Source organism: Escherichia sp. MOD1-EC6021 (genome assembly GCF_002965245.1).
GTDB classification, from domain to species: domain Bacteria; phylum Pseudomonadota; class Gammaproteobacteria; order Enterobacterales; family Enterobacteriaceae; genus Escherichia; species Escherichia coli_F.
Genome location: NZ_PTRU01000012.1, coordinates 109,938 through 133,036, shown reverse-complemented (window position 1 = coordinate 133,036; position 23,099 = coordinate 109,938). Strand labels below are relative to the sequence as shown.

Annotated in this window: 25 protein-coding genes; 17 read left to right on the top strand and 8 right to left on the bottom strand. The window is 46.1% G+C overall.

Going from position 1 to position 23,099, the window contains the following annotated elements:
• Positions 1 to 2: 2 nt before the first annotated feature.
• Complete coding sequence (ligB, locus tag BEB54_RS15530) at positions 3 to 1,685, top strand: NAD-dependent DNA ligase LigB (protein ID WP_032185481.1); 1,683 nt, start codon at positions 3 to 5, stop codon at positions 1,683 to 1,685.
• Here the strand turns inward: ligB and BEB54_RS15525 are convergent.
• The 3 genes from BEB54_RS15525 to BEB54_RS15510 form a co-directional block, all read right to left on the bottom strand.
• A complete protein-coding gene (locus BEB54_RS15525) occupies positions 1,682 to 2,299 on the bottom strand; it encodes a trimeric intracellular cation channel family protein (protein WP_000924289.1) in 618 nt (205 codons plus the stop codon). The two genes, ligB and BEB54_RS15525, sit on opposite strands and share 4 nt — an antisense overlap.
• A gap of 291 nt (positions 2,300 to 2,590) precedes the next feature.
• The gene (gene dinD / locus BEB54_RS15520) at positions 2,591 to 3,415 is read right to left on the bottom strand and encodes a DNA damage-inducible protein D (RefSeq protein ID WP_001315077.1); all 825 of its coding nucleotides are present in this window, start codon (positions 3,413 to 3,415) and stop codon (positions 2,591 to 2,593) included.
• 220 nt (positions 3,416 to 3,635) lie between these two features.
• Positions 3,636 to 4,499: a YicC/YloC family endoribonuclease gene (locus BEB54_RS15510; protein ID WP_105277665.1), complete on the bottom strand. Its 864-nt coding sequence runs from the start codon at positions 4,497 to 4,499 to the stop codon at positions 3,636 to 3,638.
• 126 nt (positions 4,500 to 4,625) lie between these two features.
• Here BEB54_RS15510 and rph point away from each other — a divergent pair, with 126 nt between their 5' ends.
• The 3 genes from rph (at position 4,626) to BEB54_RS15490 (ending at position 7,305) form a co-directional block, all read left to right on the top strand.
• The gene (rph, locus tag BEB54_RS15500; RefSeq protein ID WP_001247087.1) at positions 4,626 to 5,342 is read left to right on the top strand and encodes a ribonuclease PH; all 717 of its coding nucleotides are present in this window, start codon (positions 4,626 to 4,628) and stop codon (positions 5,340 to 5,342) included.
• Positions 5,343 to 5,407: 65 nt separating this feature from the next.
• The gene (gene pyrE, locus BEB54_RS15495; protein WP_000806154.1) at positions 5,408 to 6,049 is read left to right on the top strand and encodes an orotate phosphoribosyltransferase; all 642 of its coding nucleotides are present in this window, start codon (positions 5,408 to 5,410) and stop codon (positions 6,047 to 6,049) included.
• Between the two features lie 296 nt (positions 6,050 to 6,345).
• Positions 6,346 to 7,305, top strand: coding sequence for a reverse transcriptase family protein (locus tag BEB54_RS15490; RefSeq protein WP_105277666.1), 960 nt, complete (start codon positions 6,346 to 6,348; stop codon positions 7,303 to 7,305).
• Positions 7,306 to 7,348: 43 nt separating this feature from the next.
• Here BEB54_RS15490 and slmA read toward each other — a convergent pair whose 3' ends face one another.
• From slmA to coaBC, 3 genes are all read right to left on the bottom strand, one after another.
• Entirely contained in the window at positions 7,349 to 7,945 is a 597-nt protein-coding gene (gene slmA / locus BEB54_RS15485; RefSeq protein WP_000818601.1) for a nucleoid occlusion factor SlmA, read from the bottom strand.
• A gap of 106 nt (positions 7,946 to 8,051) precedes the next feature.
• A complete protein-coding gene (gene dut, locus BEB54_RS15480; protein ID WP_000976070.1) occupies positions 8,052 to 8,510 on the bottom strand; it encodes a dUTP diphosphatase in 459 nt (152 codons plus the stop codon).
• Positions 8,488 to 9,708, bottom strand: a complete 1,221-nt coding sequence (coaBC, locus tag BEB54_RS15475; RefSeq protein ID WP_032304055.1) for a bifunctional phosphopantothenoylcysteine decarboxylase/phosphopantothenate--cysteine ligase CoaBC — start codon at positions 9,706 to 9,708, stop codon at positions 8,488 to 8,490. Before coaBC ends, dut begins: the two co-directional genes overlap by 23 nt.
• A gap of 171 nt (positions 9,709 to 9,879) precedes the next feature.
• Here coaBC and radC point away from each other — a divergent pair, with 171 nt between their 5' ends.
• The 4 genes from radC (at position 9,880) to mutM (ending at position 12,096) form a co-directional block, all read left to right on the top strand.
• On the top strand, positions 9,880 to 10,548 hold the full coding sequence (gene radC / locus BEB54_RS15470) for a RadC family protein (RefSeq protein WP_032185477.1): 669 nt from the start codon (positions 9,880 to 9,882) through the stop codon (positions 10,546 to 10,548).
• 216 nt (positions 10,549 to 10,764) lie between these two features.
• The gene (rpmB, locus tag BEB54_RS15465; protein WP_000091955.1) at positions 10,765 to 11,001 is read left to right on the top strand and encodes a 50S ribosomal protein L28; all 237 of its coding nucleotides are present in this window, start codon (positions 10,765 to 10,767) and stop codon (positions 10,999 to 11,001) included.
• A 20-nt stretch (positions 11,002 to 11,021) separates the two neighbouring features.
• Positions 11,022 to 11,189, top strand: coding sequence for a 50S ribosomal protein L33 (gene rpmG, locus BEB54_RS15460; protein ID WP_001051798.1), 168 nt, complete (start codon positions 11,022 to 11,024; stop codon positions 11,187 to 11,189).
• A gap of 97 nt (positions 11,190 to 11,286) precedes the next feature.
• The gene (mutM, locus tag BEB54_RS15455) at positions 11,287 to 12,096 is read left to right on the top strand and encodes a bifunctional DNA-formamidopyrimidine glycosylase/DNA-(apurinic or apyrimidinic site) lyase (RefSeq protein ID WP_105277667.1); all 810 of its coding nucleotides are present in this window, start codon (positions 11,287 to 11,289) and stop codon (positions 12,094 to 12,096) included.
• A gap of 38 nt (positions 12,097 to 12,134) precedes the next feature.
• Here mutM and coaD read toward each other — a convergent pair whose 3' ends face one another.
• Complete coding sequence (gene coaD, locus BEB54_RS15450) at positions 12,135 to 12,614, bottom strand: pantetheine-phosphate adenylyltransferase (RefSeq protein WP_001171862.1); 480 nt, start codon at positions 12,612 to 12,614, stop codon at positions 12,135 to 12,137.
• 7 nt (positions 12,615 to 12,621) lie between these two features.
• Positions 12,622 to 13,899: a lipid IV(A) 3-deoxy-D-manno-octulosonic acid transferase gene (gene waaA, locus BEB54_RS15445; protein ID WP_000891553.1), complete on the bottom strand. Its 1,278-nt coding sequence runs from the start codon at positions 13,897 to 13,899 to the stop codon at positions 12,622 to 12,624.
• Between the two features lie 405 nt (positions 13,900 to 14,304).
• Here waaA and rfaQ point away from each other — a divergent pair, with 405 nt between their 5' ends.
• The 9 genes from rfaQ to waaZ all read left to right on the top strand — a co-directional run bounded on the left by rfaQ (position 14,305) and on the right by waaZ (position 23,095).
• Complete coding sequence (gene rfaQ / locus BEB54_RS15440; RefSeq protein ID WP_105277668.1) at positions 14,305 to 15,375, top strand: lipopolysaccharide core heptosyltransferase RfaQ; 1,071 nt, start codon at positions 14,305 to 14,307, stop codon at positions 15,373 to 15,375.
• A complete protein-coding gene (gene rfaG / locus BEB54_RS15435; protein WP_000634283.1) occupies positions 15,372 to 16,496 on the top strand; it encodes a lipopolysaccharide glucosyltransferase I in 1,125 nt (374 codons plus the stop codon). Before rfaQ ends, rfaG begins: the two co-directional genes overlap by 4 nt.
• Positions 16,489 to 17,286 (top strand): lipopolysaccharide core heptose(I) kinase RfaP, encoded by a 798-nt coding sequence (gene rfaP / locus BEB54_RS15430; protein WP_105277669.1) that lies wholly within the window; start codon positions 16,489 to 16,491, stop codon positions 17,284 to 17,286. Before rfaG ends, rfaP begins: the two co-directional genes overlap by 8 nt.
• Positions 17,287 to 17,322: 36 nt before the next feature.
• On the top strand, positions 17,323 to 18,258 hold the full coding sequence (gene rfaS, locus BEB54_RS15425; protein ID WP_105277670.1) for an LPS core biosynthesis protein RfaS: 936 nt from the start codon (positions 17,323 to 17,325) through the stop codon (positions 18,256 to 18,258).
• A 43-nt stretch (positions 18,259 to 18,301) separates the two neighbouring features.
• Positions 18,302 to 19,381 carry a lipopolysaccharide 1,6-galactosyltransferase gene (gene waaB / locus BEB54_RS15420; RefSeq protein ID WP_000683957.1) on the top strand — a complete coding sequence of 360 codons (1,080 nt, stop codon included), beginning with the start codon at positions 18,302 to 18,304 and terminating at the stop codon, positions 19,379 to 19,381.
• Positions 19,381 to 20,400 (top strand): lipopolysaccharide 3-alpha-galactosyltransferase, encoded by a 1,020-nt coding sequence (gene waaO, locus BEB54_RS15415; protein WP_105277671.1) that lies wholly within the window; start codon positions 19,381 to 19,383, stop codon positions 20,398 to 20,400. Before waaB ends, waaO begins: the two co-directional genes overlap by 1 nt.
• Before the next feature lie 39 nt (positions 20,401 to 20,439).
• Complete coding sequence (rfaJ, locus tag BEB54_RS15410; RefSeq protein WP_105277672.1) at positions 20,440 to 21,456, top strand: lipopolysaccharide 1,2-glucosyltransferase RfaJ; 1,017 nt, start codon at positions 20,440 to 20,442, stop codon at positions 21,454 to 21,456.
• A gap of 17 nt (positions 21,457 to 21,473) precedes the next feature.
• Positions 21,474 to 22,172 carry a lipopolysaccharide core heptose(II) kinase RfaY gene (rfaY, locus tag BEB54_RS15405; protein ID WP_105277673.1) on the top strand — a complete coding sequence of 233 codons (699 nt, stop codon included), beginning with the start codon at positions 21,474 to 21,476 and terminating at the stop codon, positions 22,170 to 22,172.
• A gap of 71 nt (positions 22,173 to 22,243) precedes the next feature.
• Positions 22,244 to 23,095, top strand: a complete 852-nt coding sequence (gene waaZ / locus BEB54_RS15400; RefSeq protein WP_105277674.1) for a 3-deoxy-D-manno-oct-2-ulosonate III transferase WaaZ — start codon at positions 22,244 to 22,246, stop codon at positions 23,093 to 23,095.
• Positions 23,096 to 23,099 lie beyond the last annotated feature (4 nt).

Genomic DNA, 23,099 nt, shown 5'->3' with positions numbered 1-23,099 from the left:
TGATGAAAGTATGGATGGCGATATTAATAAGTATCTTGTGCTGGCAATCATCGGCGTGGGCGGTCTGTCCGGCCTGGTCGCCAGCCAGAGCACAGGAAGAAATTTCCCGCCTGCAACAGCAAATAAAACAGTGGGACGATGACTACTGGAAGGAAGGGGAAAGTGAGATTGAAGACGGTGTTTACGATCAGTTAAGCGCCCGTCTCACGCAGTGGCAACGCTGTTTTGGGAACGAGTCCCGCGACGCGATGATGCCACCTTTGGCAGGCACAGTTATGCATCCAGTTGCGCATACAGGCGTGCGTAAATTAGCGGATAAAAATGCACTACGTCTTTGGATGCGTGAACACAACGATCTTTGGGTGCAACCGAAAGTCGATGGCGTTGCGGTAACCCTGGTTTATCGGGACGGGAAACTGAACAAAGCAATCAGTCGCGGCAATGGCCTGAAAGGGGAGGACTGGACGCAGAAAGTTAGCTTAATTCCCTCTGTGCCGCAAACCGTTAGCGGGCCTTTAGTCAATAGTACACTTCAGGGGGAAATATTTCTCAAGCGCGAGGGGCATATCCAACAACAAATGGGGGGAATAAATGCCCGCTCAAAAGTTGCTGGTCTCCTGATGCGCCAGGGGAATAGCGACACGCTGAATTCACTGGGCGTTTTTGTCTGGGCATGGCCGGATGGAACGCAGTTAATGACCGATCGTTTACAGCAGCTGACTACCGCAGGTTTTACTCTAACGCAGACGTATACCCGTGCGGTTAACAATGCTGATGAGGTTGAGCGCATACGCAATGAGTGGTGGAAAGCGAAATTACCCTTCGTCACCGATGGCGTGGTTGTACGAGCGGCTAAGGAACCCGAATCTCGCCATTGGCTGCCGGGCCAGGCAGAGTGGCTGGTGGCCTGGAAATATCAACCTGTAGCTCAGGTTGCCGAAGTGAAGGCGATTCAGTTTGCGGTGGGCAAGAGCGGTAAAATCTCGGTGGTTGCGTCACTTGTGCCTGTCATGTTGGATGATAAAAAAGTTCAGCGGGTGAATGTTGGTTCCGTCAGACGCTGGCAGGAGTGGGATATTGCGCCTGGTGATCAGATCCTCGTCAGCCTTGCCGGGCAGGGTATTCCTCGCATTGATAATGTGGTCTGGCGCGGTACAGAACGCACAAAACCGACACCACCAGAAAACCGCTTTAACTCGTTGACCTGCTACTTTGCTTCTGATGTTTGTCGGGAACAGTTCATTTCACGCTTAGTCTGGCTGGGGTCAAAACAGGTTCTGGGGCTGGATGGCATTGGTGAGGCTGGCTGGCGCGCGCTGCATCAGACTCATCGCTTTGAGCATATCTTTTCCTGGCTTTTATTAACGCCAGAGCAATTACAGAACACGCCGGGGATCGCGAAAAGTAAAAGCACACAGTTATGGCATCAGTTTAATCTGGCTCGTAAGCAGCCTTTTACTCGCTGGGTGATGGCAATGGGAATACCACTAACCCGGGCGGCGCTTAACGCCAGTGATGAACGGTCCTGGTCGCAACTTTTATTTAGCACAGAACAGTTCTGGCAGCAGTTGCCGGGGACTGGATCGGGGCGCGCCAGACAGGTTATTGAATGGAAGGAAAATGCGCAAATCAAGAAGCTGGGCAGTTGGCTGGCTGCCCAGCAGATCACAGGTTTTGAACCTTAGTGACCTTCGTGGCTGTAGTAAAAGACCGGTAATCCCAGCTTAAGACGTAGCGCCAGTAAACGGGCAAAAAAGCCGAATACCAGGGTGGAGATAATCACCACATCATGGTTAGAAACATAGTGTTGCAGCGCGATGTACAGCACGGCGGAGGCAAATGAGACACCGGCATACAACTCTTTCTGGAATACCAGTGGGATGCGTTTACAGAACATATCGCGCAAAACGCCGCCAAATACGCCGGTCGTCACAGCTGCGACAACGGCAATGATCGGGCCGTGTCCCATATCCAGTGCAACCTGTGCGCCAATGATAGAAAAAACTACCAGTCCGAGCGCATCGAGCACCAGAAACACTTTGCGCAGGTAAGGCATTACAGGAGCAACAATAGTGGTGAGTACTGCGGCGGTAGCGACGATAATCACATATTCCGGGTGTTTGACCCAGCCGAGCGGATAGTGGCCCAGCAGAATATCGCGCACTGACCCTCCGCCAATTGCCGTGGCGGTCGCAATAATAATTACGCCAAATGTATCCATGCGCCGTCGTCCGGCCGCCAGCGCCCCCGTCATGGCTTCGGCAGTAATGCCAACCAAATACAAAATGTGTAACAGCATGGTTCTCTCCCTAAAAATCTGTCTGGCAGGGTAGCGATTTGTGCGCATTGTCACGATTGAGATTTTTTAAGGTGAGAGGGAATTGATAACTTGTAGTTATGTGAAATTGTTATTTTCTGTAGCGTAGATGCATTCTTCTGACTTCTTGTCTGAGAAAATGCATAAGAAAAAATAGGTTAAAATTGAGGGGTGGAAAAGAAAGGTGCAATGTTTAGCCATTGTGTTCACCGCACCTGGACTTTGGCTTACGCATCGGGTATCTCAATCAACAAAAAGAGTTTTTAGTTTCTGCTATTTCTTCTCTGTAATTTTTACACTGTTTTCCAACTGCTTGATGCTGACCTGCGGGGTCGGCAACTCCTCAGGCATGGTTCCGCCAAGTTCCTGAATGGTTTGCCTCACCTTGCTACCCACGTCAAAGTGTGTGGTATTAGCTTGCTGTTTTGAATTCACGCCATCCCGCTTGAGTTTTTCTTCTGTTTGGGTAGCTCGAAAGAGATTAGCCGCCAGTTCTGTTGAACCCATATGATCCAGGATCTTCTGACTCTTTTTCAGCCCCTTCCGCTGATGGATGGCTTTCTGATCTAATCCACCATACAGTCCCCGGTAACCATGATTCTGAAATATGGCGAAATCGATAGCTGTCGCTACCCCAGCTTGCTGCGCTGCCTCAACTAATTGTTTGTTATGTTCTTTCAACTCATTTCTCAGAAAAAGACGCTTTTCGTCTTCACGAAGTTGCCTGAAAGCTTCATCGTCAGCCAGCTCCTGCCGTCGGGTCTGGATAGCAAAATAAGTTTGCCCTGCCGCAATAACCGGTTTCGCAGGGTCGCCGTTTTGTACTACCAGGTAACAGGCATAGCGGGAGAGTACGATGTCTTTTAATGCTCTTTTGGCATTTGAGCCAATTTTGACCATATCGAGGATCTCCTCGAAATGGTCATCAATTGTGTGACCACTATTCAGACAAGCTTCTTTGGCGCGCGTTAATACAGGTATAAAGTGACGATACTCTGAATAACCCAGTAGTTTTCCAAGTTGTCTTGCTGACCATTGTTCTGCTCCGTTTGCATTAATCAGCTTTATCTCTTCAAAAGGTTGATGATGTTCGTTCATTGCCCACTCCATGTGATATCGATTGCAAAGAAAGTAAATCTGCAACTGTATTTATATACAGTTGTGAGTATCTCACGTTCTCAGTGTGCTGGGCAAAAAAACATCGCAAAATCTGGAGCAGGCACGCAAAACAGAATTGAAGTTGCGGGGAAGAAAAATGCCGCTCTGTTTGAGTGGGCGGCATTTGTGAAGGCTGAAAAGTAAGAATTGGCGTTACGAGTTATTCAATGTTCTGAATCTGCTCGCGCATCTGCTCAATCAACACTTTCAGCTCAATCGCGGAGTTAGTCACTTCGGCATTGATAGACTTCGAGGCCAGGGTGTTCGACTCGCGGTTGAACTCCTGCATCATAAAGTCCAGACGACGACCAACGGCTTCTTTTTTCTTCAGAATGTTGTAGGTCTCTTTAACATGCGCTTCGAGGCGGTCCAACTCTTCGGCAACGTCAATTCGTTGTGCCAGCAGAACCAACTCCTGCTCCAGACGGTTGTTTTCCAGTTGCACCTGGGCGTCTTCCAGCTTAGCCACCAGACGTTCACGCTGCCATTGCAGGATTTCCGGCATGTGGGCGCGGACTTTGACCACTTCGGCGGTCACGCCTTCCAGACGCTGCTCGATCAATGCTTTCAGCGCCTGACCTTCGGTTTCGCGCGCGACGATAAAGTCATCCAGCGTACCATCCAGCGCCACGAGAATTTCAGCGGCAATCGCGTCGAGATCCTGTTCCTGGGCCGCCATCACGCCTGGCCAGCGGAGAATATCAACCGGGTTGATTTCCCCTTCGTCACTCTGCATTTTTACCCAGTTCGCGGCAGTTACCAGCTGTTTAGCCAGTTTTTCGTTGAGGATCAGCTCACCTTGTGCGCTGACATCTGGCTCATAGCGCAGGGTACATTCCACTTTACCACGCGTCAGGCGAGAACGAATACGCTCGCGAACGACAGGTTCAAGGCTACGGAACTGCTCCGGCAGACGAAAGTAAGTTTCCAGATAACGCTGGTTTACCGAGCGCATTTCCCAGGTTGCGCTCCCCCATTCACCCTTGATTTCACGCCGGGCGTAGGCGGTCATACTGCGGATCATAGACGTTCCTGTTTATAAAAGGAGAGGTGGAAGGATTATAGCCATCGATGCCTTGTCAGGATAGGAATAACCGCCGGAAGTCCGTATAATGCGCAGCCACATTTGTTTCAAGCCGGAGATTTCAATATGCGTCCAGCAGGCCGTAGCAATAATCAGGTGCGTCCCGTTACCCTGACTCGTAACTATACAAAACATGCAGAAGGCTCGGTGCTGGTCGAATTTGGCGATACCAAAGTATTATGTACCGCCTCTATTGAAGAAGGCGTGCCCCGCTTCCTGAAAGGTCAGGGCCAGGGCTGGATCACCGCAGAATACGGTATGCTGCCGCGTTCTACTCATACCCGTAATGCCCGTGAAGCGGCGAAAGGTAAGCAGGGGGGACGCACAATGGAAATCCAGCGTCTGATCGCCCGTGCTCTTCGCGCGGCAGTAGATTTGAAAGCGCTGGGTGAGTTCACCATTACGCTGGACTGCGACGTGCTTCAGGCTGATGGTGGCACGCGTACCGCTTCGATTACCGGTGCTTGTGTTGCACTGGCCGATGCCCTGAATAAACTGGTTGAAAATGGCAAGCTGAAAACCAACCCGATGAAAGGGATGGTAGCCGCGGTTTCTGTCGGGATTGTGAACGGCGAAGCGGTTTGCGATCTGGAATACGTTGAAGACTCTGCCGCTGAAACGGACATGAACGTGGTGATGACCGAAGACGGGCGCATCATTGAAGTTCAGGGAACGGCAGAAGGCGAGCCGTTTACCCATGAAGAGCTACTCACCTTGTTGGCGCTGGCCCGAGGGGGAATCGAATCCATTGTAGCGACGCAGAAGGCGGCGCTGGCAAACTGATTTTTAAGGCGACTGATGAGTCGCCTTTTTTTTGTCTGTAGAAAAGTAAGATGAGGAGCGAAGGCATGAAACCATATCAGCGCCAGTTTATTGAATTTGCGCTTGGCAAGCAGGTGTTAAAGTTTGGCGAGTTTACGCTGAAGTCCGGGCGCAAAAGCCCCTATTTCTTCAACGCCGGGCTGTTTAATACCGGGCGCGATCTGGCACTGTTAGGCCGTTTTTACGCTGAAGCATTGGTGGATTCCGGCATTGAGTTCGATCTGCTGTTTGGCCCTGCTTACAAAGGGATCCCAATTGCCACTACTACCGCAGTGGCGCTGGCGGAGCATCATGACCTGGACCTGCCGTACTGCTTTAACCGCAAAGAAGCAAAAGACCACGGTGAAGGCGGCAATCTGGTCGGTAGCGCGTTACAAGGACGCGTAATGCTGGTGGATGATGTGATCACCGCCGGAACGGCGATTCGCGAGTCGATGGAAATTATTCAGGCCAATGGCGCGACGCTTGCTGGCGTATTGATTTCGCTCGATCGTCAGGAGCGTGGTCGCGGCGAGATTTCGGCAATTCAGGAAGTTGAACGTGATTACAACTGCAAAGTGATCTCTATCATCACCCTGAAAGACCTGATTGCTTACCTCGAAGAGAAGCCAGAAATGGCGGAACATCTGGCGGCGGTTAAGGCCTACCGCGAAGAGTTTGGCGTTTAAAAATATGCGCTGCGCAGGTTTTTACTGTGCGCAGCGTGATGCGGTTTAAGATATCGTGTTAATCTGCTTTCGCCAGCAGTGGCAATAGCGTTTCCGGCCTTTTATGCCGGGAGGGTCGGCGAGTCGCCGACTTAACGCCAGTAGGTTGTCCAGATACCCAAAGTCGCTCCATTGTACTTAAGTACGCTTCGCGTACGTCGCGCTGACGCGCTCAGTACAGTTACGCGCCTTCGGGATGGTTTGATGGTATTGCTGCTGTTGGCGCCTCTTTTGGCCGCCGTGATGTGGAGAGTGGAATGGATGCTACCCGGATAACCCTTCTGGCGCTCGATTTGTTCGGCTCGCCGGGCTGGAGCGCCGATAAAGAAATACAGCGGCTGTATGCGCTCAGTAATCATGCCGGACGCCATTACCGACGCATTATTCTTTCTAAACGCCACGGTGGTCAGCGGCTGGTGTTAGCCCCTGATTACTTGCTCAAAACCGTACAGCGCAACATTCTTAAGAACGTCCTTTCACAATTTCCACTTTCCTCTTTTGCTACCGCCTACCGACAGGGTCGCCCAATCGTCAGCAACGCGCAGCCTCACTGCCAACAGCCGCAGATCCTTAAACTCGATATCGAAAACTTTTTCGATAGCATTAGCTGGCTACAGGTCTGGCGTGTGTTTAGCCAGACCCAGTTGCCACGCAATGTGGTAACCATGCTGACCTGGCTTTGTTGCTATAACGACGCGTTACCGCAGGGGGCGCCAACTTCGCCTGCCATTTCCAATCTTGTGATGCGCCGTTTTGATGAGTGCATAGGGGAATGGTGTCAGGCTCGGGGAATTACCTACACCCGCTACTGCGATGACATGACCTTTTCTGGTCACTTCAATGCCCGCCAGGTTAAAAATAAAGTATGCGGATTGTTAGCGGAGCTGGGCCTGAGCCTCAATCAACGCAAAAGCTGCCTGATAGCTGCCTGTAAGCGCCAGCAGGTAACCGGGATTGTTGTTAATCACAAGCCACAGCTTGCCCGTGAAGCGCGCCGGGCGCTGCGTCAGGAAGTACATTTGTGCCAAAAATATGGCGTTATTTCGCATCTTAGTCATCGTGGTGAACTTGATCCTTCTGGCGATCTCCACGCACAGGCAACGGCGTATCTTTATGCTTTGCAGGGAAGAATAAACTGGTTATTGCAAATCAATCCTGAGGATGAGGCCTTTAAACAGGCGAGGGTGAGTGTAAAGCGAATGCTGGTGGCATGGTAAGAAAAGCGTCAGGCAGACGTTTCTGCCTGAACGTTTGGGAGAATTACTGCAACTGCGCAGCAATTAGCGGCCAGCGGGCGTCAAAGTCATCCGTCGGGCGGTATTTAAACTCGCTGCGGACAAAGCGTGACAGCATACCTTCACAGAAGGCCAGGATCTGGCTTGCCAGCAGGGTTTCGTCGGTGGTGTAACCTTCACCCTCACGCATTCTCTTTTCACGCAATACCTGACGCAACTGCGCTTCAATACGCTCGAATAGCTGGTTGATGCGCCCTTGCAGGCGATCCTGTTCAAACATTAGTGCATGACCAGTGAGGATGCGGGTCAGGCCAGGATTACGCTCACCAAAACCGAGAAGCAGCAACACAATCAGACGCAGGCGCGCTGTGGTGTCTTTCTCATCTTTCAGAATCAGATTGATGCGAGTAATCAGGCTATCTTCGATAAACTCAATCAGGCTATCGAACATGCGGGTCTTACTGGGGAAGTGGCGATACAGTGCCGCTTCGGAAACGCCGACAGAGGCGGCCAGTTTTGCCGTCGTGATACGTTGGCTTCCATCGCTGGATTCCAGCATCAGCGCCAGAGACTGAAGTATTTCCTCGCGACGGTTCCTTTTCGCAGTTTGTTTTTCTGCCATGTTACAAAATACCCCTGAAAATAAGCACTTGCCAGGCGGCACCCACGCTATGACCGCAAACGAAATGTTTGCGGCTATGTTATGACGTTATTCGGATGCGTATGTGTTACTGACGACCAGAGTGACCAAAGCCGCCTTCACCGCGGTCGGTGGCGTCGAAATCTTCCACCAGATTAAATTCAGCCTGTACTACCGGAACAAAAATCATCTGGGCGATGCGTTCGCCAGGTTGAATGGTGAAGCTGTCCTGACCACGGTTCCACACGGAAATCATCAACTGGCCCTGATAGTCAGAATCGATCAATCCTACCAGGTTACCAAGCACGATACCGTGCTTATGTCCCAATCCGGAGCGCGGCAGCATCATTGCCGCCAGTGAAGGATCGGCAATATGAATCGCCAGCCCGGTCGGAACCAGCGTAGTGTCACCCGGAGCCAGTTCTACGGCGTCGTCGAGACAGGCACGCAGGTCAAGTCCGGCAGAGCCAGAGGTGGCATAAGTCGGGAGCGGAAATTCCTTCCCAACGCGCGGGTCCAGAATCTTAACGTCGATTTTTTTCATCATAACGGGTCACGATCTCGTCGAGTAATAATTGGCCAAGGAGCTCTTTGCGCTCAAGCGGTAAGACTTTATCTCCGTCCTGCCAGAAAAGGTGTAATGCGTTGTTGTCGCTGTTAAATCCTTGAGTTGGCTGGGAAACATCGTTCGCGCAGATCAGATCAAGGTTTTTACGGATACGTTTTTGCCGGGCGTATTCTTCCACATTATTTGTTTCGGCGGCAAATCCAACGACGTAGGGTCGATGGTCTTTTAGTGCGGCAACACCAGCGACGATATCGGGGTTTTTAACCATTTTTATTGTTAATTCATCACCCTGCGTGGCCTGCTTTTTGATTTTCTCTGGGGCTACGGTAGCTGCGCGATAATCCGCCACGGCGGCGCAACCGATAAAAATATTTTGCTGCTGTACAGAAGCATTCACGGCCGCTTCCATTTCCAGCGCAGTCATCACATCAACACGTTTAACAAACGGTGGCGTCGGTAGTGAAACCGGACCTGATACCAGCGTGACGTTCGCGCCACGACGGGCAGCGGCGGCGGCGATAGCAAAACCCATCTTGCCTGAGCTGTGATTAGAGATATAACGCACCGGATCGAGCGGTTCACGCGTCGGGCCGGCGGTAATCATAATGTTCAGATGTTTCAGGTCGTTGACGGGCGAAAAATGTGCTACCGCCATATCAACAATGGTTAACGGATCGAGCATTCGCCCAGGGCCGATATCACCACAAGCCTGACTGCCGCTATCTGGCCCCCAGATGAGCAAACCACGCGAGGCAAGCAGCTCTAAATTATGCTGCGTGGCAGCTGCACGGTACATCTGCTGGTTCATGGCGGGCAGCACGGCTACAGGCGCAGGTGTAGCCAGGCAAATCGTCGATACCAGGTCATTCGCCATTCCGGCAGCAACACGGGCAATCAAATCTGCCGTGGCAGGGGCGAGAATCACTAAATCAGCCCATTTACCCAGCTCAATATGGCCCATAGCGGCTTCGGCTGCCGGGTCAAGCAGACTGTCGGAAACGGGATACCCCGAAACTGCCTGCAAGCTAAGTGGGGTAATAAAGGCTTTTGCCGCTTCGGTCATGGCTACGCGGACGTCGGCCCCGCGATCGCGCAAACGACGCGCCAGTTCAGGGGTTTTATAGGCAGCAATACCGCCGCTGACGCCGAGAACGATTTTTTTACCGGCCAGGCTCATGATGATTTTTCCTGTTGGGTGACACCAGAAGTTGGCGATTTTATCACAATACTTTTGTTGTCGTGCCTTCACCTGAAAATCACTTTGCGAGGCGCTTTCCAGGATTGAAAACTGACCGTCGATTTAACGGAACGGCTATGACAGGATGCGAGCACCACAAAGGAGGTGAAGGTGAAAAACAATGCACAGCTGTTGATGCCGCGCGAAAAAATGCTGAAGTTTGGCATTGGTGCGTTAACGGATGTTGAGCTGCTGGCGCTATTTCTGCGTACCGGAACGCGCGGTAAAGATGTATTAACCCTGGCAAAAGAGATGCTGGAGAATTTCGGCTCTCTTTATGGCTTGTTAACCTCTGAATATGAACAATTTAGCGGTGTTCATGGAATTGGTGTGGCGAAGTTCGCTCAGTTAAAGGGGATTGCTGAACTGGCGCGGCGTTACTACAACGTGCGGATGCGTGAAGAAAGCCCTTTACTCAGCCCGGAGATGACGAGGGAATTTTTACAAAGCCAGCTCACGGGCGAGGAGCGGGAGATCTTTATGGTGATCTTTCTCGACTCCCAACACAGGGTTATAACGCATAGCCGTCTTTTTTCCGGCACGCTAAACCATGTTGAAGTCCATCCTCGGGAAATTATCCGCGAAGCGATAAAAATAAACGCCTCGGCGCTGATCCTTGCACATAATCACCCTTCGGGTTGTGCTGAACCCAGTAAAGCGGATAAACTCATTACCGAACGGATAATAAAAAGTTGTCAGTTCATGGATTTACGCGTGCTCGACCATATCGTGATTGGGCGTGGAGAGTATGTTTCTTTTGCCGAACGCGGCTGGATTTAACCCGCTATGCGCGATCCTTCGGGATCTTTGTCTGTTCGGGACTTGAGCACATCGCTGAGTCAGCGTATACTACGCCACCTTTGAGAATCTCGGGTTTGGCATTTGGGCCTGGCAATCGAGAGTTCACATAGAACTGCGATGACCGGGCTGTAAAGCCTGACGAGGCGCCAATACCCCATACGAAGCTCGAGCTAATTTGATTTTTGGAGAATAGACATGTCCCGAGTCTGCCAAGTTACTGGCAAGCGTCCGGTGACCGGTAACAACCGTTCCCACGCACTGAACGCGACTAAACGCCGTTTCCTGCCGAACCTGCACTCTCACCGTTTCTGGGTTGAGAGCGAGAAGCGTTTTGTCACCCTGCGCGTATCTGCTAAAGGTATGCGTGTAATCGATAAAAAAGGCATCGATACAGTTCTGGCTGAACTGCGTGCCCGTGGCGAAAAGTACTAAGTACTTAGAGGAAATAAATCATGGCTAAAGGTATTCGTGAGAAAATCAAGCTGGTTTCTTCTGCTGGTACTGGTCACTTCTATACCACTACGAAGAACAAACGTACTAAGCCGGAAAAACTGGAACTGAAAAAATTCGATCCAGTTGTTCGCCAGCACGTGATCTACAAAGAAGCGAAAATCAAATAATTCTCGCTTTGATGTAACGAAAAACCTCGCTCCGGCGGGGTTTTTTGTTATCTGCTTGCCCCCATATTGACTGCATCTGTTGATTCCTGGAGATGCTATGCCTGAATTACCCGAAGTTGAAACCAGCCGTCGCGGCATAGAACCGCATCTCGTTGGTGCAACCATTCTTCATGCGGTGGTGCGCAACGGACGCCTGCGCTGGCCGGTTTCAGAAGAGATTTATCGATTAAGTGATCAACCAGTGCTTAGCGTGCAGCGGCGGGCTAAATATCTGCTGCTGGAGCTGCCGGAGGGCTGGATTATCATTCATTTGGGGATGTCTGGCAGCCTGCGCATCCTTCCAGAAGAATTTCCCCCTGAAAAGCATGACCATGTGGATTTGGTGATGAGCAACGGCAAAGTGCTGCGCTACACCGATCCGCGCCGTTTTGGTGCCTGGCTGTGGACCAAAGAGCTGGAAGGGCATAATGTGCTGGCCCACCTTGGACCGGAGCCGCTTAGCGACGATTTCAACGGTGAGTACCTGCATCAGAAGTGCGCGAAGAAAAAAACGGCGATTAAACCGTGGCTGATGGATAACAAGCTGGTGGTAGGCGTAGGGAATATCTATGCCAGCGAATCTCTGTTTGCGGCGGGGATCCATCCGGATCGGCTGGCGTCATCACTGTCACTGGCAGAGTGTGAATTGTTAGCTCGGGTAATTAAAGCGGTGTTGCTGCGTTCGATTGAGCAGGGCGGTACAACGCTGAAAGATTTTCTGCAAAGTGATGGTAAACCGGGCTATTTCGCTCAGGAATTGCAGGTTTACGGGCGAAAAGGTGAGCCGTGTCGGGTGTGCGGTACGCCGATTGTGGCGACGAAACATGCGCAGCGGGCAACGTTTTATTGCAAGCACTGCCAGAAATAATTGATGTGAGCCGGATGGCATACCATCCGGCATAAACGCTACGCTAATTTTGCCATCAATGCCTGATGGACATTCTCCGGCAGGAAATGGGTGACATCGCCCTGATGGCGCGCCACTTCTTTCACCAACGATGAAGAGATAAACGACCACTCTTTCGAAGGCATCAGAAACACACTTTCCAGTTCCGGCATTAAGTGGCGATTCATATGCGCCAGCTGCATTTCATATTCAAAATCCGCCACCGCACGCAGGCCACGAATCAACACCGTAGCGTGTTGATTACGGGCGAAGTTAGCCATCAAATCACTAAATCCGACCACTTCCACGTTTCCCAGATGCGCAGTTGCGTGCTGTGCCAGCGCCACACGCTCTTCCAGAGTAAACATCGGTTTTTTACTGGGGCTGGCGGCAATCGCCAGAATAACGTGATCGAACATTTGCGTGGCACGCGTCACGATATCGATATGACCATTGGTAATGGGATCGAAAGTACCCGGATAAATCGCCCGTTTTTGCATAACAACCTCAATGCGTTTTCGGTGGCAGGTAAGGTTCCAGCAGTTGAAGCAGACGCTGTAGCGCGCCCTGGTTTTGATACAGCACTTCAACGGCATGACGGCCATAGAAACTACGGTAATCGGCGTCGGTGAGTAAAGAGGAAACCTCTTTTGCAAGCGTAGTGGCATCGGTGACGGTAATCAGCCCGCTTGCCTGCTCCAGCCGTGCGCAAATATCTTTAAAGTTAAAGGTATGCGGCCCCATCAATACCGGAATAGCGTGTGCGGCAGCTTCCAGCGGATTATGCCCACCACGTTCAACCAGTGAACCGCCAACAAAGGCGAGATCGGCAATGCCGTACAGTAACATCAGCTCGCCCATCGTATCGCCAACCACAACCTGCGTGCTGGTTGAGGGGACTTCCCCTGAAGAGCGTGTGATATAGCTTAGCCCAGCCTGGCGGACAAGGTTAATCGCATCCGGGAAGCGTTCCGGGTGACGTGGTACCAGGATGAGCAATAAATTCGGGAATTGTTGTAACAATGCCTGATGTGCGGCGATCACCACACTCTCTTCACCTTCGTGAGTGCTGGTGGCAATCCATACCGGGCGATGAGGAGCCCACTGGCGGCGCAGCGTTACTGCTTTGGCAGCCAACTGCGGCGTGACAGAGATATCGAATTTCAGGCTACCAGTGATGGTCACCTGATTATTTTTTGCACCCAGCGCCACAAAACGCGCGCCATCTTCTTCATTTTGCGCAGCAATCAGTGTAATACGACGCAGCAAGCGACGGACGAATTTACCCAGTTTGGCGTAACCTGCGGCCGAGCGGGCAGAGAGTCGCGCGTTAGCGATCACCAGCGGAATTTTACGTTTATGTAGCGCCGCAATCAGGTTAGGCCATAGTTCGGTTTCCATAATCAACACCAGTTTAGGGTCGACTTTATTCAGGAAACGATTAAGCGCATCGGGCAGGTCGTACGGCAGATAAACGTGCTGAACATCCTTACCGAACGCAGATTGTACGCGTTCCGAACCGGTTGGCGTCATGGTGGTGACGGTAATCGGTAAATCAGGATAACGATGACGCAGCGCGCGCACCAATGGGATCGCCGCCAGCGTTTCACCAACGGAGACGGAGTGCAGCATAATGCCGCCTGGTTTTAGCGGATGGCGGTAAAAACCGTAACGTTCACCCCAGCGTTTTCGATAGGCCGGAGCCTTACGTCCGCGCACCCAGAGCCGTATCCAGATCAGCGGCTGAATAAGGTAGAGAAGGGCGGTGTAAAGCAATTCGAGCATAGTAAATAGCTGACTTATGGATGTGCTGGGGATTCTATGTATTTAGCGGTGGCTTTACCATTACTTTTCCCGTTTTTGACTTAAATAGCTTCAGTTTGGTCTGATCTGCCGCTACATCTTCATTTTTTTTGTATTTTTATGCGATTCATTGAAACTCAGCCCCATTTTCAACTCTACATAAGCCATACCGACCTTATCGGTATGATATTTTTTATCTATTTGAATTTTATAATTAAAAAACATTTTGTGTATAAAAATCATTCGGGTCGGATTGCTGCGAAAGAAATGATACACTAGCACGTCAAAGTAAGTGCGTTATCAGTATTCAGGTAGCTGTTGAGCCTGGGGCGGTAGCGTGCTTTTTTTCTGCTTAACTAACCAGACAATCACACAAAAGAGTCGCTAGTGGAAAAGCCATTTCGAAAAATCCTGGTCATAAAGATGCGATATCACGGAGATATGTTATTAACTACTCCTGTAATCAGTACACTCAAGCAGAATTATCCCGACGCAAAAATCGATATGCTGCTTTACCAGGATACAATTCCGATTTTATCTGAAAACCCAGAAATTAATGCACTCTACGGGATAAGCAATAAAGGTGCGGGAACATTCGATAAAATTAAAAATGTGCTTTCGTTGATAAAAACTCTGCGCGGAAATAATTATGACCTGGTCATTAATCTTACGGATCAGTGGATGGTGGCGCTGCTGGTACGTTGTTTACCTGCACGGATGAAAATATCGCAACTTTATGGTCATCGGCAGCATGGCATTTGGAAAAAAAGCTTCACTCACTTAGCGCCAATACACGGTACACATATTGTTGAGCGGAATTTATCGGTCCTTGAGCCATTAGGTATTACCGATTTCTACACTGACACAACAATGAGTTACGCCGAAGATTGCTGGAAGAAGATGCGCCAGGAATTAGATGCCCTGGGCGTGAAAGATCATTACGTCGTTATCCAGCCGACAGCCCGACAGATATTTAAGTGCTGGGACAACGATAAATTTTCTATGGTTATCGATGCGTTGCAACATCGTGGTTATCAGGTTGTGCTGACTTGTGGCCCTTCGGCAGATGATCTCGCTTGCGTAGATGAAATTGCACGAGGCTGCCAAACAAAACCTATTACCGGCCTTGCCGGTAAAACACGTTTTCCTGAACTGGGCGCATTAATTGATCATGCAGTGCTCTTTATTGGTGTGGATTCTGCGCCGGGGCATATTGCGGCGGCTGTGAAGACGCCAGTTATTAGCCTGTTTGGGGCCACTGATCATGTATTCTGGCGTCCATGGACCGATAATATTATTCAGTTCTGGGCGGGGAATTATCAGAAAATGCCGACCCGGCACGAACTTGACCGCAACAAAAAATATCTTTCTGTTATTCCAGCGGAGGATGTCATTGCCGCTACGGAAAAGCTGTTGCCAGAAGATGCCCCTTCAGCTGACAGGAATGCACAATTATGATCGTGGCGTTTTGTTTATATAAATATTTTCCATTTGGTGGGCTTCAACGTGACTTTATGCGTATTGCATCAACAGTTGCCGCTCGGGGCCACCATGTTCGGGTCTATACGCAGTCGTGGGAAGGTGATTGCCCAAAAGCATTTGAGCTTATTCAGGTGCCAGTTAAGTCCCATACCAACCATGGACGCAATGCAGAGTATTATGCCTGGGTACAAAATCATCTCAAAGAGCATCCCGCAGATCGCGTTGTTGGGTTTAATAAGATGCCAGGTCTGGATGTTTATTTTGCTGCTGATGTTTGTTACGCCGAGAAAGTTGCGCAAGAAAAAGGTTTTTTATATCGTTTAACATCACGATATCGCCATTATGCCGCATTTGAGCGGGCGACTTTCGAGCAGGGTAAATCGACGAAACTTATGATGCTGACCGATAAGCAAATCGCCGATTTCCAGAAGCATTATCAAACCGAACCTGAACGTTTTCAAATTCTTCCTCCCGGTATTTATCCGGACAGAAAATACAGCGAGCAAATCCCAAACAGTCGTGAAATTTATCGCCAGAAAAATGGCATAAAAGAGCAACAAAACTTATTACTGCAGGTTGGATCAGATTTTGGCCGTAAAGGTGTGGATCGCTCAATTGAAGCTTTGGCATCGTTACCGGAATCATTACGTCACAATACGCTTTTATTTGTTGTTGGCCAGGATAAGCCGCGAAAATTTGAAGCGCTGGCAGAAAAGCTCGGCGTGCGGAGCAATGTGCATTTCTTCTCCGGTCGCAATGATGTGTCAGAATTAATGGCAGCCGCTGATTTATTACTGCATCCCGCTTATCAGGAAGCCGCGGGTATCGTTCTTCTTGAAGCAATCACTGCTGGATTACCTGTTTTAACAACTGCGGTATGTGGGTACGCGCATTATATTGCGGATGCCAATTGTGGAACGGTTATCGCTGAACCATTCTCCCAGGAACAGTTAAATGAAGTTTTACGTAAAGCGTTAACTCAGTCTCCATTACGAATGGCCTGGGCGGAGAATGCTCGCCATTATGCCGATACTCAGGATTTGTATAGCCTGCCAGAGAAAGCCGCAGATATCATTACAGGTGGTTTAGATGGTTGAATTAAAAGAGCCGCTTGCCACATTTTGGCGTGGTAAAGATGCTTTTGAAGAAGTCAAAAAACTGAATGGCGAGGTCTTTCGTGAACTCGAGACGCGTCGCACATTACGCTTTGAACTGGCCGGGAAAAGCTATTTTCTTAAATGGCACAAAGGGACGACATTAAAAGAGATTGTAAAAAACCTGCTCTCATTACGGATGCCCGTTTTGGGCGCAGACAGAGAGTGGCACGCTATTCATCGCCTGAGTGATGTTGGCGTTGATACAATGAAGGGCATTGGGTTTGGTGAAAAAGGGTTAAATCCATTAACTCGCACATCATTTATTATTACCGAAGATCTCACTCCCACGATTAGCCTTGAAGATTATTGTGCTGATTGGGCAGTCAACCCGCCTGATATACGTGTAAAGCGTATGCTGATTACACGAGTGGCAACCATGGTGCGTAAAATGCACGCCGCAGGGATAAATCACCGCGACTGCTACATTTGCCACTTTTTGCTTCATTTACCATTTACTGGCCGGGAAGATGAATTAAAAATTTCGGTTATCGATCTGCATCGGGCACAGATACGTGCAAAAGTACCGCGCCGTTGGCGCGATAAAGACCTGATTGGTTTATATTTCTCATCAATGAATATTGGCCTGACGCAAAGAGACATATGGCGATTTATGAAGGTTTATTTTGGGATGCCTTTGCGCAAAATATTGTCTCTTGAACAGAACTTATTGAACATGACAAGCGTTAAGGCCGAGCGTATTAAAGAGCGAACACAACGTAAAGGATTATAAAAATATTTATCAGTATGTACTGGAACTAACTTCATTATGACTATTTATTTTATAAACTGGGTTGCAGATTATGAATTAAAAATGATCCAGTACCTGAAAAAAAAGTACAAGATAAAAAACATAACGACACCAAAAAAATACAACTGGATTAATAAGAAAATCTCAAAAATAGGGATGGACAATGCATGGCTGGGGCGATTATTCATCAAACATTACCTCAATGATATTAGAAAAGATGACATAATTATCTTTAATGACAGTGTTATTAATAAAGGTATCAATAAACAAATATTAAAAAACATTAACTGTCATAAAGTTTTGCTTCTAAGAAATACTGTTAGCGAAGATTTTATTTTTGATAACGCCAATTATTTCGATGTTATATATGATTTTGAAAATAGATTTATAGGGAATGAAAAGACCAAAGCAATAGAACAATTTTTTCCTATAGGGATGGAGGAGATTACGAATTATAACTTATCTGACAAAAATAACAGTCAGCCAATATGTTTCTTTCTTGGTCGAGATAAAGGGCGTCTTCAAATAATTAATGAGTTAGCCGATAGACTAGCAACACTAGGATGTAAGTTAGATTTTAATGTTGTCAAAGATAAGACATCATCACCGACTTCAAAGTATTTGATTGAAAAACAAATGCCTTATGAAGAGAATATTAGAAGAACATTAAATGCTAATATAATTGTTGATATAACTAAAGAAAACCAATCTGGTTGGACTCTTCGTATACTTGAGGCGCTATTTTTCAATAAGAAATTAATCACCAATAATATAAATATACTTACTTCAGAAATCTATAGTGAGTCTCGCTTTTTTATAATAGGTCATGATGATTGGGATAAGTTAGAGTATTTTATTAACTCATCTGTTAAACCAATGGATTATGATAGTTTATATAAATTCAGTCCAGATAAAATGATGTCAACGATTGTTTCTGATTTTATAGATAAATAAAACCGTTAAAACAGTGAGTTTTACTCAATTAATGAGATCTTCTATGAAAATAGCGTTTATCGGCGAAGCCGTTTCTGGATTTGGCGGCATGGAAACAGTCATCCGTGATGTCATTAGCAACTTCAGGCAACAACATATCCAAAGTGAAATGTTTTTCTTTTGTCGTAATGACAAAATGGATAAGGGATGGCTAGAGGGTATACAGTACTCGTGTTCATTTTCCAATATTCGTTTAGGCTTTTTACGTCGGGCGAAACATATTTATGCTTTAAGCAAATGGCTGCGGGATTATCAACCGGATATCGTTATTTGTATTGATGTGATCTCCTGCCTGTTTGCCGCAAAAGCACGTAAAAAATCAGGAATTGATGTGCCAGTATTTTCATGGCCACATTTTTCTTTAGATCACAAAAAACATGCTGAATATATCACCTGTGCCGACTATCATTTAGCAATCAGCTCTGGCATTAAACAGCAAATGATTAATCGGGGGGTAGCAGAATCGACGATAAATGTTATTTTTAATCCCGTCGAAGCCAAAGATTCAGTCATTCCCGCGCCCGAGGAAGCCGAAACGGCAACGTTCATTTATGTTGGGCGTATGAAATTTGAAGGCCAGAAGAGAGTTAAAGACCTGCTTGATGGCTTATCACAAGCGCAAGGTAACTGGAAACTCCATGTATTGGGTGATGGTTCCGATTTTGAAAAATGCCAGGCTTATAGTAGAGAACTAAATATTGATGATCGAATTGTCTGGTATGGTTGGCAACAACATCCCTGGGAATTGGTCCAGCAAGATATTAAAAAAGTGAGTGCATTATTGCTCACGTCATCTTTTGAAGGTTTCCCAATGACCCTACTTGAAGCCTTGTCATGGGGGATTCCTTGTATCAGTGCCGATTGTGTCTCCGGGCCTGCTGACATTATTCAACCTGATGTCAATGGTCATCTGTATCAACCGGGAGATATTGCTGGTTTTGTAACTCTTCTAAATAAATATATAGCAGGTGAAATTCATATCGAACATGAAAAAATTCCTGCGTCGATCGATAAGTTTTACCAATCGAAGTATTACGATAGATTACATAAGATAATTATTTCTGCTATTTCCCGGAGGAAATAATGCAGCAGGTGTTTTTCCAGGAAACTGAGTTTCTTAATTCAGTTATTGATTATAATCATAAAGTAGAAACAGAAAATCTTTGTCTGGACATCGCTTATGGAACTGACAAAAATTTTCTATTTGGTTGCGGAATTTCGATTGCTTCAATATTAAAGTATAATGAAGGAAGTCGATTGTGTTTCCATATTTTTACGGATTATTTTGGTGATGATGATCGTAAGTATTTTGATGCCCTGGCGTTGCAGTATGAAACCAGAATTAAAATATATCTGATTAATGGTGATCGACTGCGCTCATTGCCTAGCACAAAGAATTGGACTCATGCAATATATTTTCGTTTTGTTATTGCAGATTACTTTATTAATAAGGCGTCTAAAGTCCTTTATCTGGATGCAGATATCATTTGTCAGGGGAATATTGAGCCACTAATTAATTTCTCATTTCCTGGCGATAAAGTCGCAATGGTTGTTACAGAAGGGCAAGCTGACTGGTGGGAAAAACGCGCCCATTCGTTAGGTGTTGCGGGAATTGCTAAAGGTTACTTTAACTCGGGTTTTTTATTGATTAATACTGCCCAATGGGCGGCTCAGCAGGTTTCTGCCCGAGCCATTGCAATGCTAAATGAGCCAGAAATAATCAAAAAGATAACACATCCTGATCAGGATGTATTAAATATGTTGCTGGCAGATAAACTTATTTTTGCTGATATTAAATATAACACCCAGTTTAGCTTAAATTATCAACTTAAAGAAAGCTTTATAAACCCAGTAACCAACGATACTATTTTTATCCATTATATCGGACCAACCAAGCCCTGGCATGATTGGGCCTGGGATTATCCTGTATCACAAGCCTTTATGGAGGCAAAAAATGCTTCGCCATGGAAGAATACGGCGTTGCTGAAACCGAACAATAGCAATCAATTAAGATATAGCGCAAAACATATGCTTAAAAAGCATAGATATCTAAAAGGATTTAGCAACTATCTTTTTTATTTTATTGAAAAGATAAAGCATTAAAACTGGGAAACTATAAAGTAATGATATAAGGGTAGCATTGTGGACTCATTTCCTGCCATAGAGATAGATAAAGTTAAAGCCTGGGATTTTCGGCTTGCTAATATAAATACTTCTGAATGTTTAAATGTTGCCTATGGTGTCGATGCTAATTATCTTGATGGTGTAGGTATTTCCATCACATCAATTGTCCTAAATAATCGACATATTAATCTTGATTTTTATATTATTGCTGATGTTTATAATGATGGTTTTTTTCAAAAAGTTGCAAAGCTTGCAGAGCAATACCAATTAAGAATCACGTTATATAGAATTAACACTGATAAGCTCCAGTGCTTGCCTTGTACACAGGTCTGGTCAAGAGCAATGTACTTCCGTTTATTTGCATTTCAATTATTGGGTTTAACGCTTGATCGTTTGCTTTATCTTGATGCAGATGTTGTTTGTAAAGGCGATATTAGCCAACTATTGCATCTGGATTTAAACGGAGCGGTTGCTGCTGTTGTTAAAGATGTTGAGCCAATGCAGGAAAAGGCGGTATCCAGGTTGTCTGATCCTGAATTACTTGGGCAGTACTTTAATTCTGGTGTCGTTTATTTAGATTTAAAAAAATGGGCTGACGCAAAACTAACAGAAAAAGCGTTGTCTATTCTTATGAGTAAAGATAATGTTTATAAATACCCTGATCAGGATGTTATGAATGTCTTACTGAAAGGGATGACAATATTTTTGCCTCGTGAGTACAATACAATTTATACAATTAAAAGTGAATTAAAAGATAAAACACATCAAAACTATAAAAAGCTGATTACAGAAAGTACTCTTCTTATTCATTATACAGGTGCAACTAAACCGTGGCACAAATGGGCAATTTATCCATCGGTAAAATACTATAAAATAGCTTTAGAAAATTCGCCATGGAAAGATGACTCGCCACGAGATGCAAAATCAATTATTGAATTTAAAAAAAGATATAAACATCTTTTAGTGCAGCATCACTATATCTCAGGAATTATAGCAGGAGTCTGTTATCTTTGCCGAAAATATTACCGTAAATAACATTTAACTGGTTTATTATGATTCAGAAGAGCAAGATCAAAGACTTGGTTGTTTTTACCGATGAAAACAATTCAAAGTATCTCAATGTATTAAATGACTTTCTTTCTTATGATATTAATATCATCAAAGTTTTTCGTTCTATAGATGATACAAAAGTCATGCTTATTGATACCGATTACGGTAAATTGATACTTAAAGTTTTTTCTCCTAAAGTTAAACGCAACGAACGTTTCTTTAAATCTCTTTTAAAGGGAGATTATTATGAACGCCTTTTTGAGCAAACTCAAAAAGTGCGTAACGAGGGGCTGCATTCTCTCAATGACTTCTATTTGTTAGCAGAACGGAAAACATTACGTTTTGTCCATACTTACATCATGCTTATCGAATATATCGATGGCGTTGAGTTGTGTGATATCCCCGATATTGATGAAACGTTAAAAAATAAAATTCAACAATCAATCCGTTCATTGCACGAACATGGTATGGTATCTGGTGATCCTCACCGTGGTAATTTTATTATTGAAAATGGTGAAGTACGCATTATTGATCTTTCAGGAAAACGGGCATCTGCACAACGTAAAGCGAAAGATCGTATTGATCTAGAACGACATTATGGTATTAATAATGAGATTAAAGATCTCGGTTATTATCTTTTAGTTTATCGTAAAAAAATACGTAATCTTATGCGCCGCTTGAAAGGAAAGCCAGCACGATAAAGTAAAAGTCTTACATTTAAACGTCTTCGTCAGAACATTTCTATGCGGAGTTATTATTTCACAGGTTTATCATGAAGAATATTAGATACATTGACAAAAAAGATGTTGAAAACCTGATAGAAAGTAAAACGTCTGATGATGTTATTATTTTTCTTTCCGGCCCCACATCGCAAAAAACACCATTGTCAGTTCTGCAGACAAGGGATGTTATTGCTGTCAATGGTTCCGCGCAATATCTACTAAGTCATAATATTATTCCCTATATTTATGTACTTACTGATGTTCGCTTCTTGCATCAGCGTCGTGATGATTTTTATAAATTTAGCCAGAGAAGTCGTTATACCATAGTAAACGTCGACGTTTATGAACACGCTTCCAAAGAAGATAAACTTTATATCCTCCAAAACTGCCTCGTATTACGGTCCTTTTACCGCCGAGAAAAAGGCGGTTTGATAAAGAAGATAAAATTTAATATATTAAGTCAGATTCATAAAGAACTGCTGATCTCTGTACCGTTGTCTAAAAAAGGTCGTCTGGTCGGATTTAGCAAGGACATCAGTCTTGGTTATTGCTCATGCCATACTATTGCCTTTGCTGCAATTCAAATAGCATATACACTTAAGTATGCGCGGATTATTTGTTCTGGTCTTGATTTAACTGGTAGTTGTTCTCGTTTCTATGACGAAAGTAACAAACCTATGCCCTCGGAATTGAGTAGGGATTTGTTTAAAATCTTGCCATTTTTCCGTTTTATGCGTGATAATGTAGAAGATATTAATATTTATAATTTGTCAGATGATACGGCTATTTCTTACGATGTAATTCCATTTATTAAACCTCTCGATATCAGTACAGAAGAGTCAAAGGATAAGATAAGGAAAAAAATGGAATATAAAGCTTCAACTGATTCTTATGCTAATTAATCAT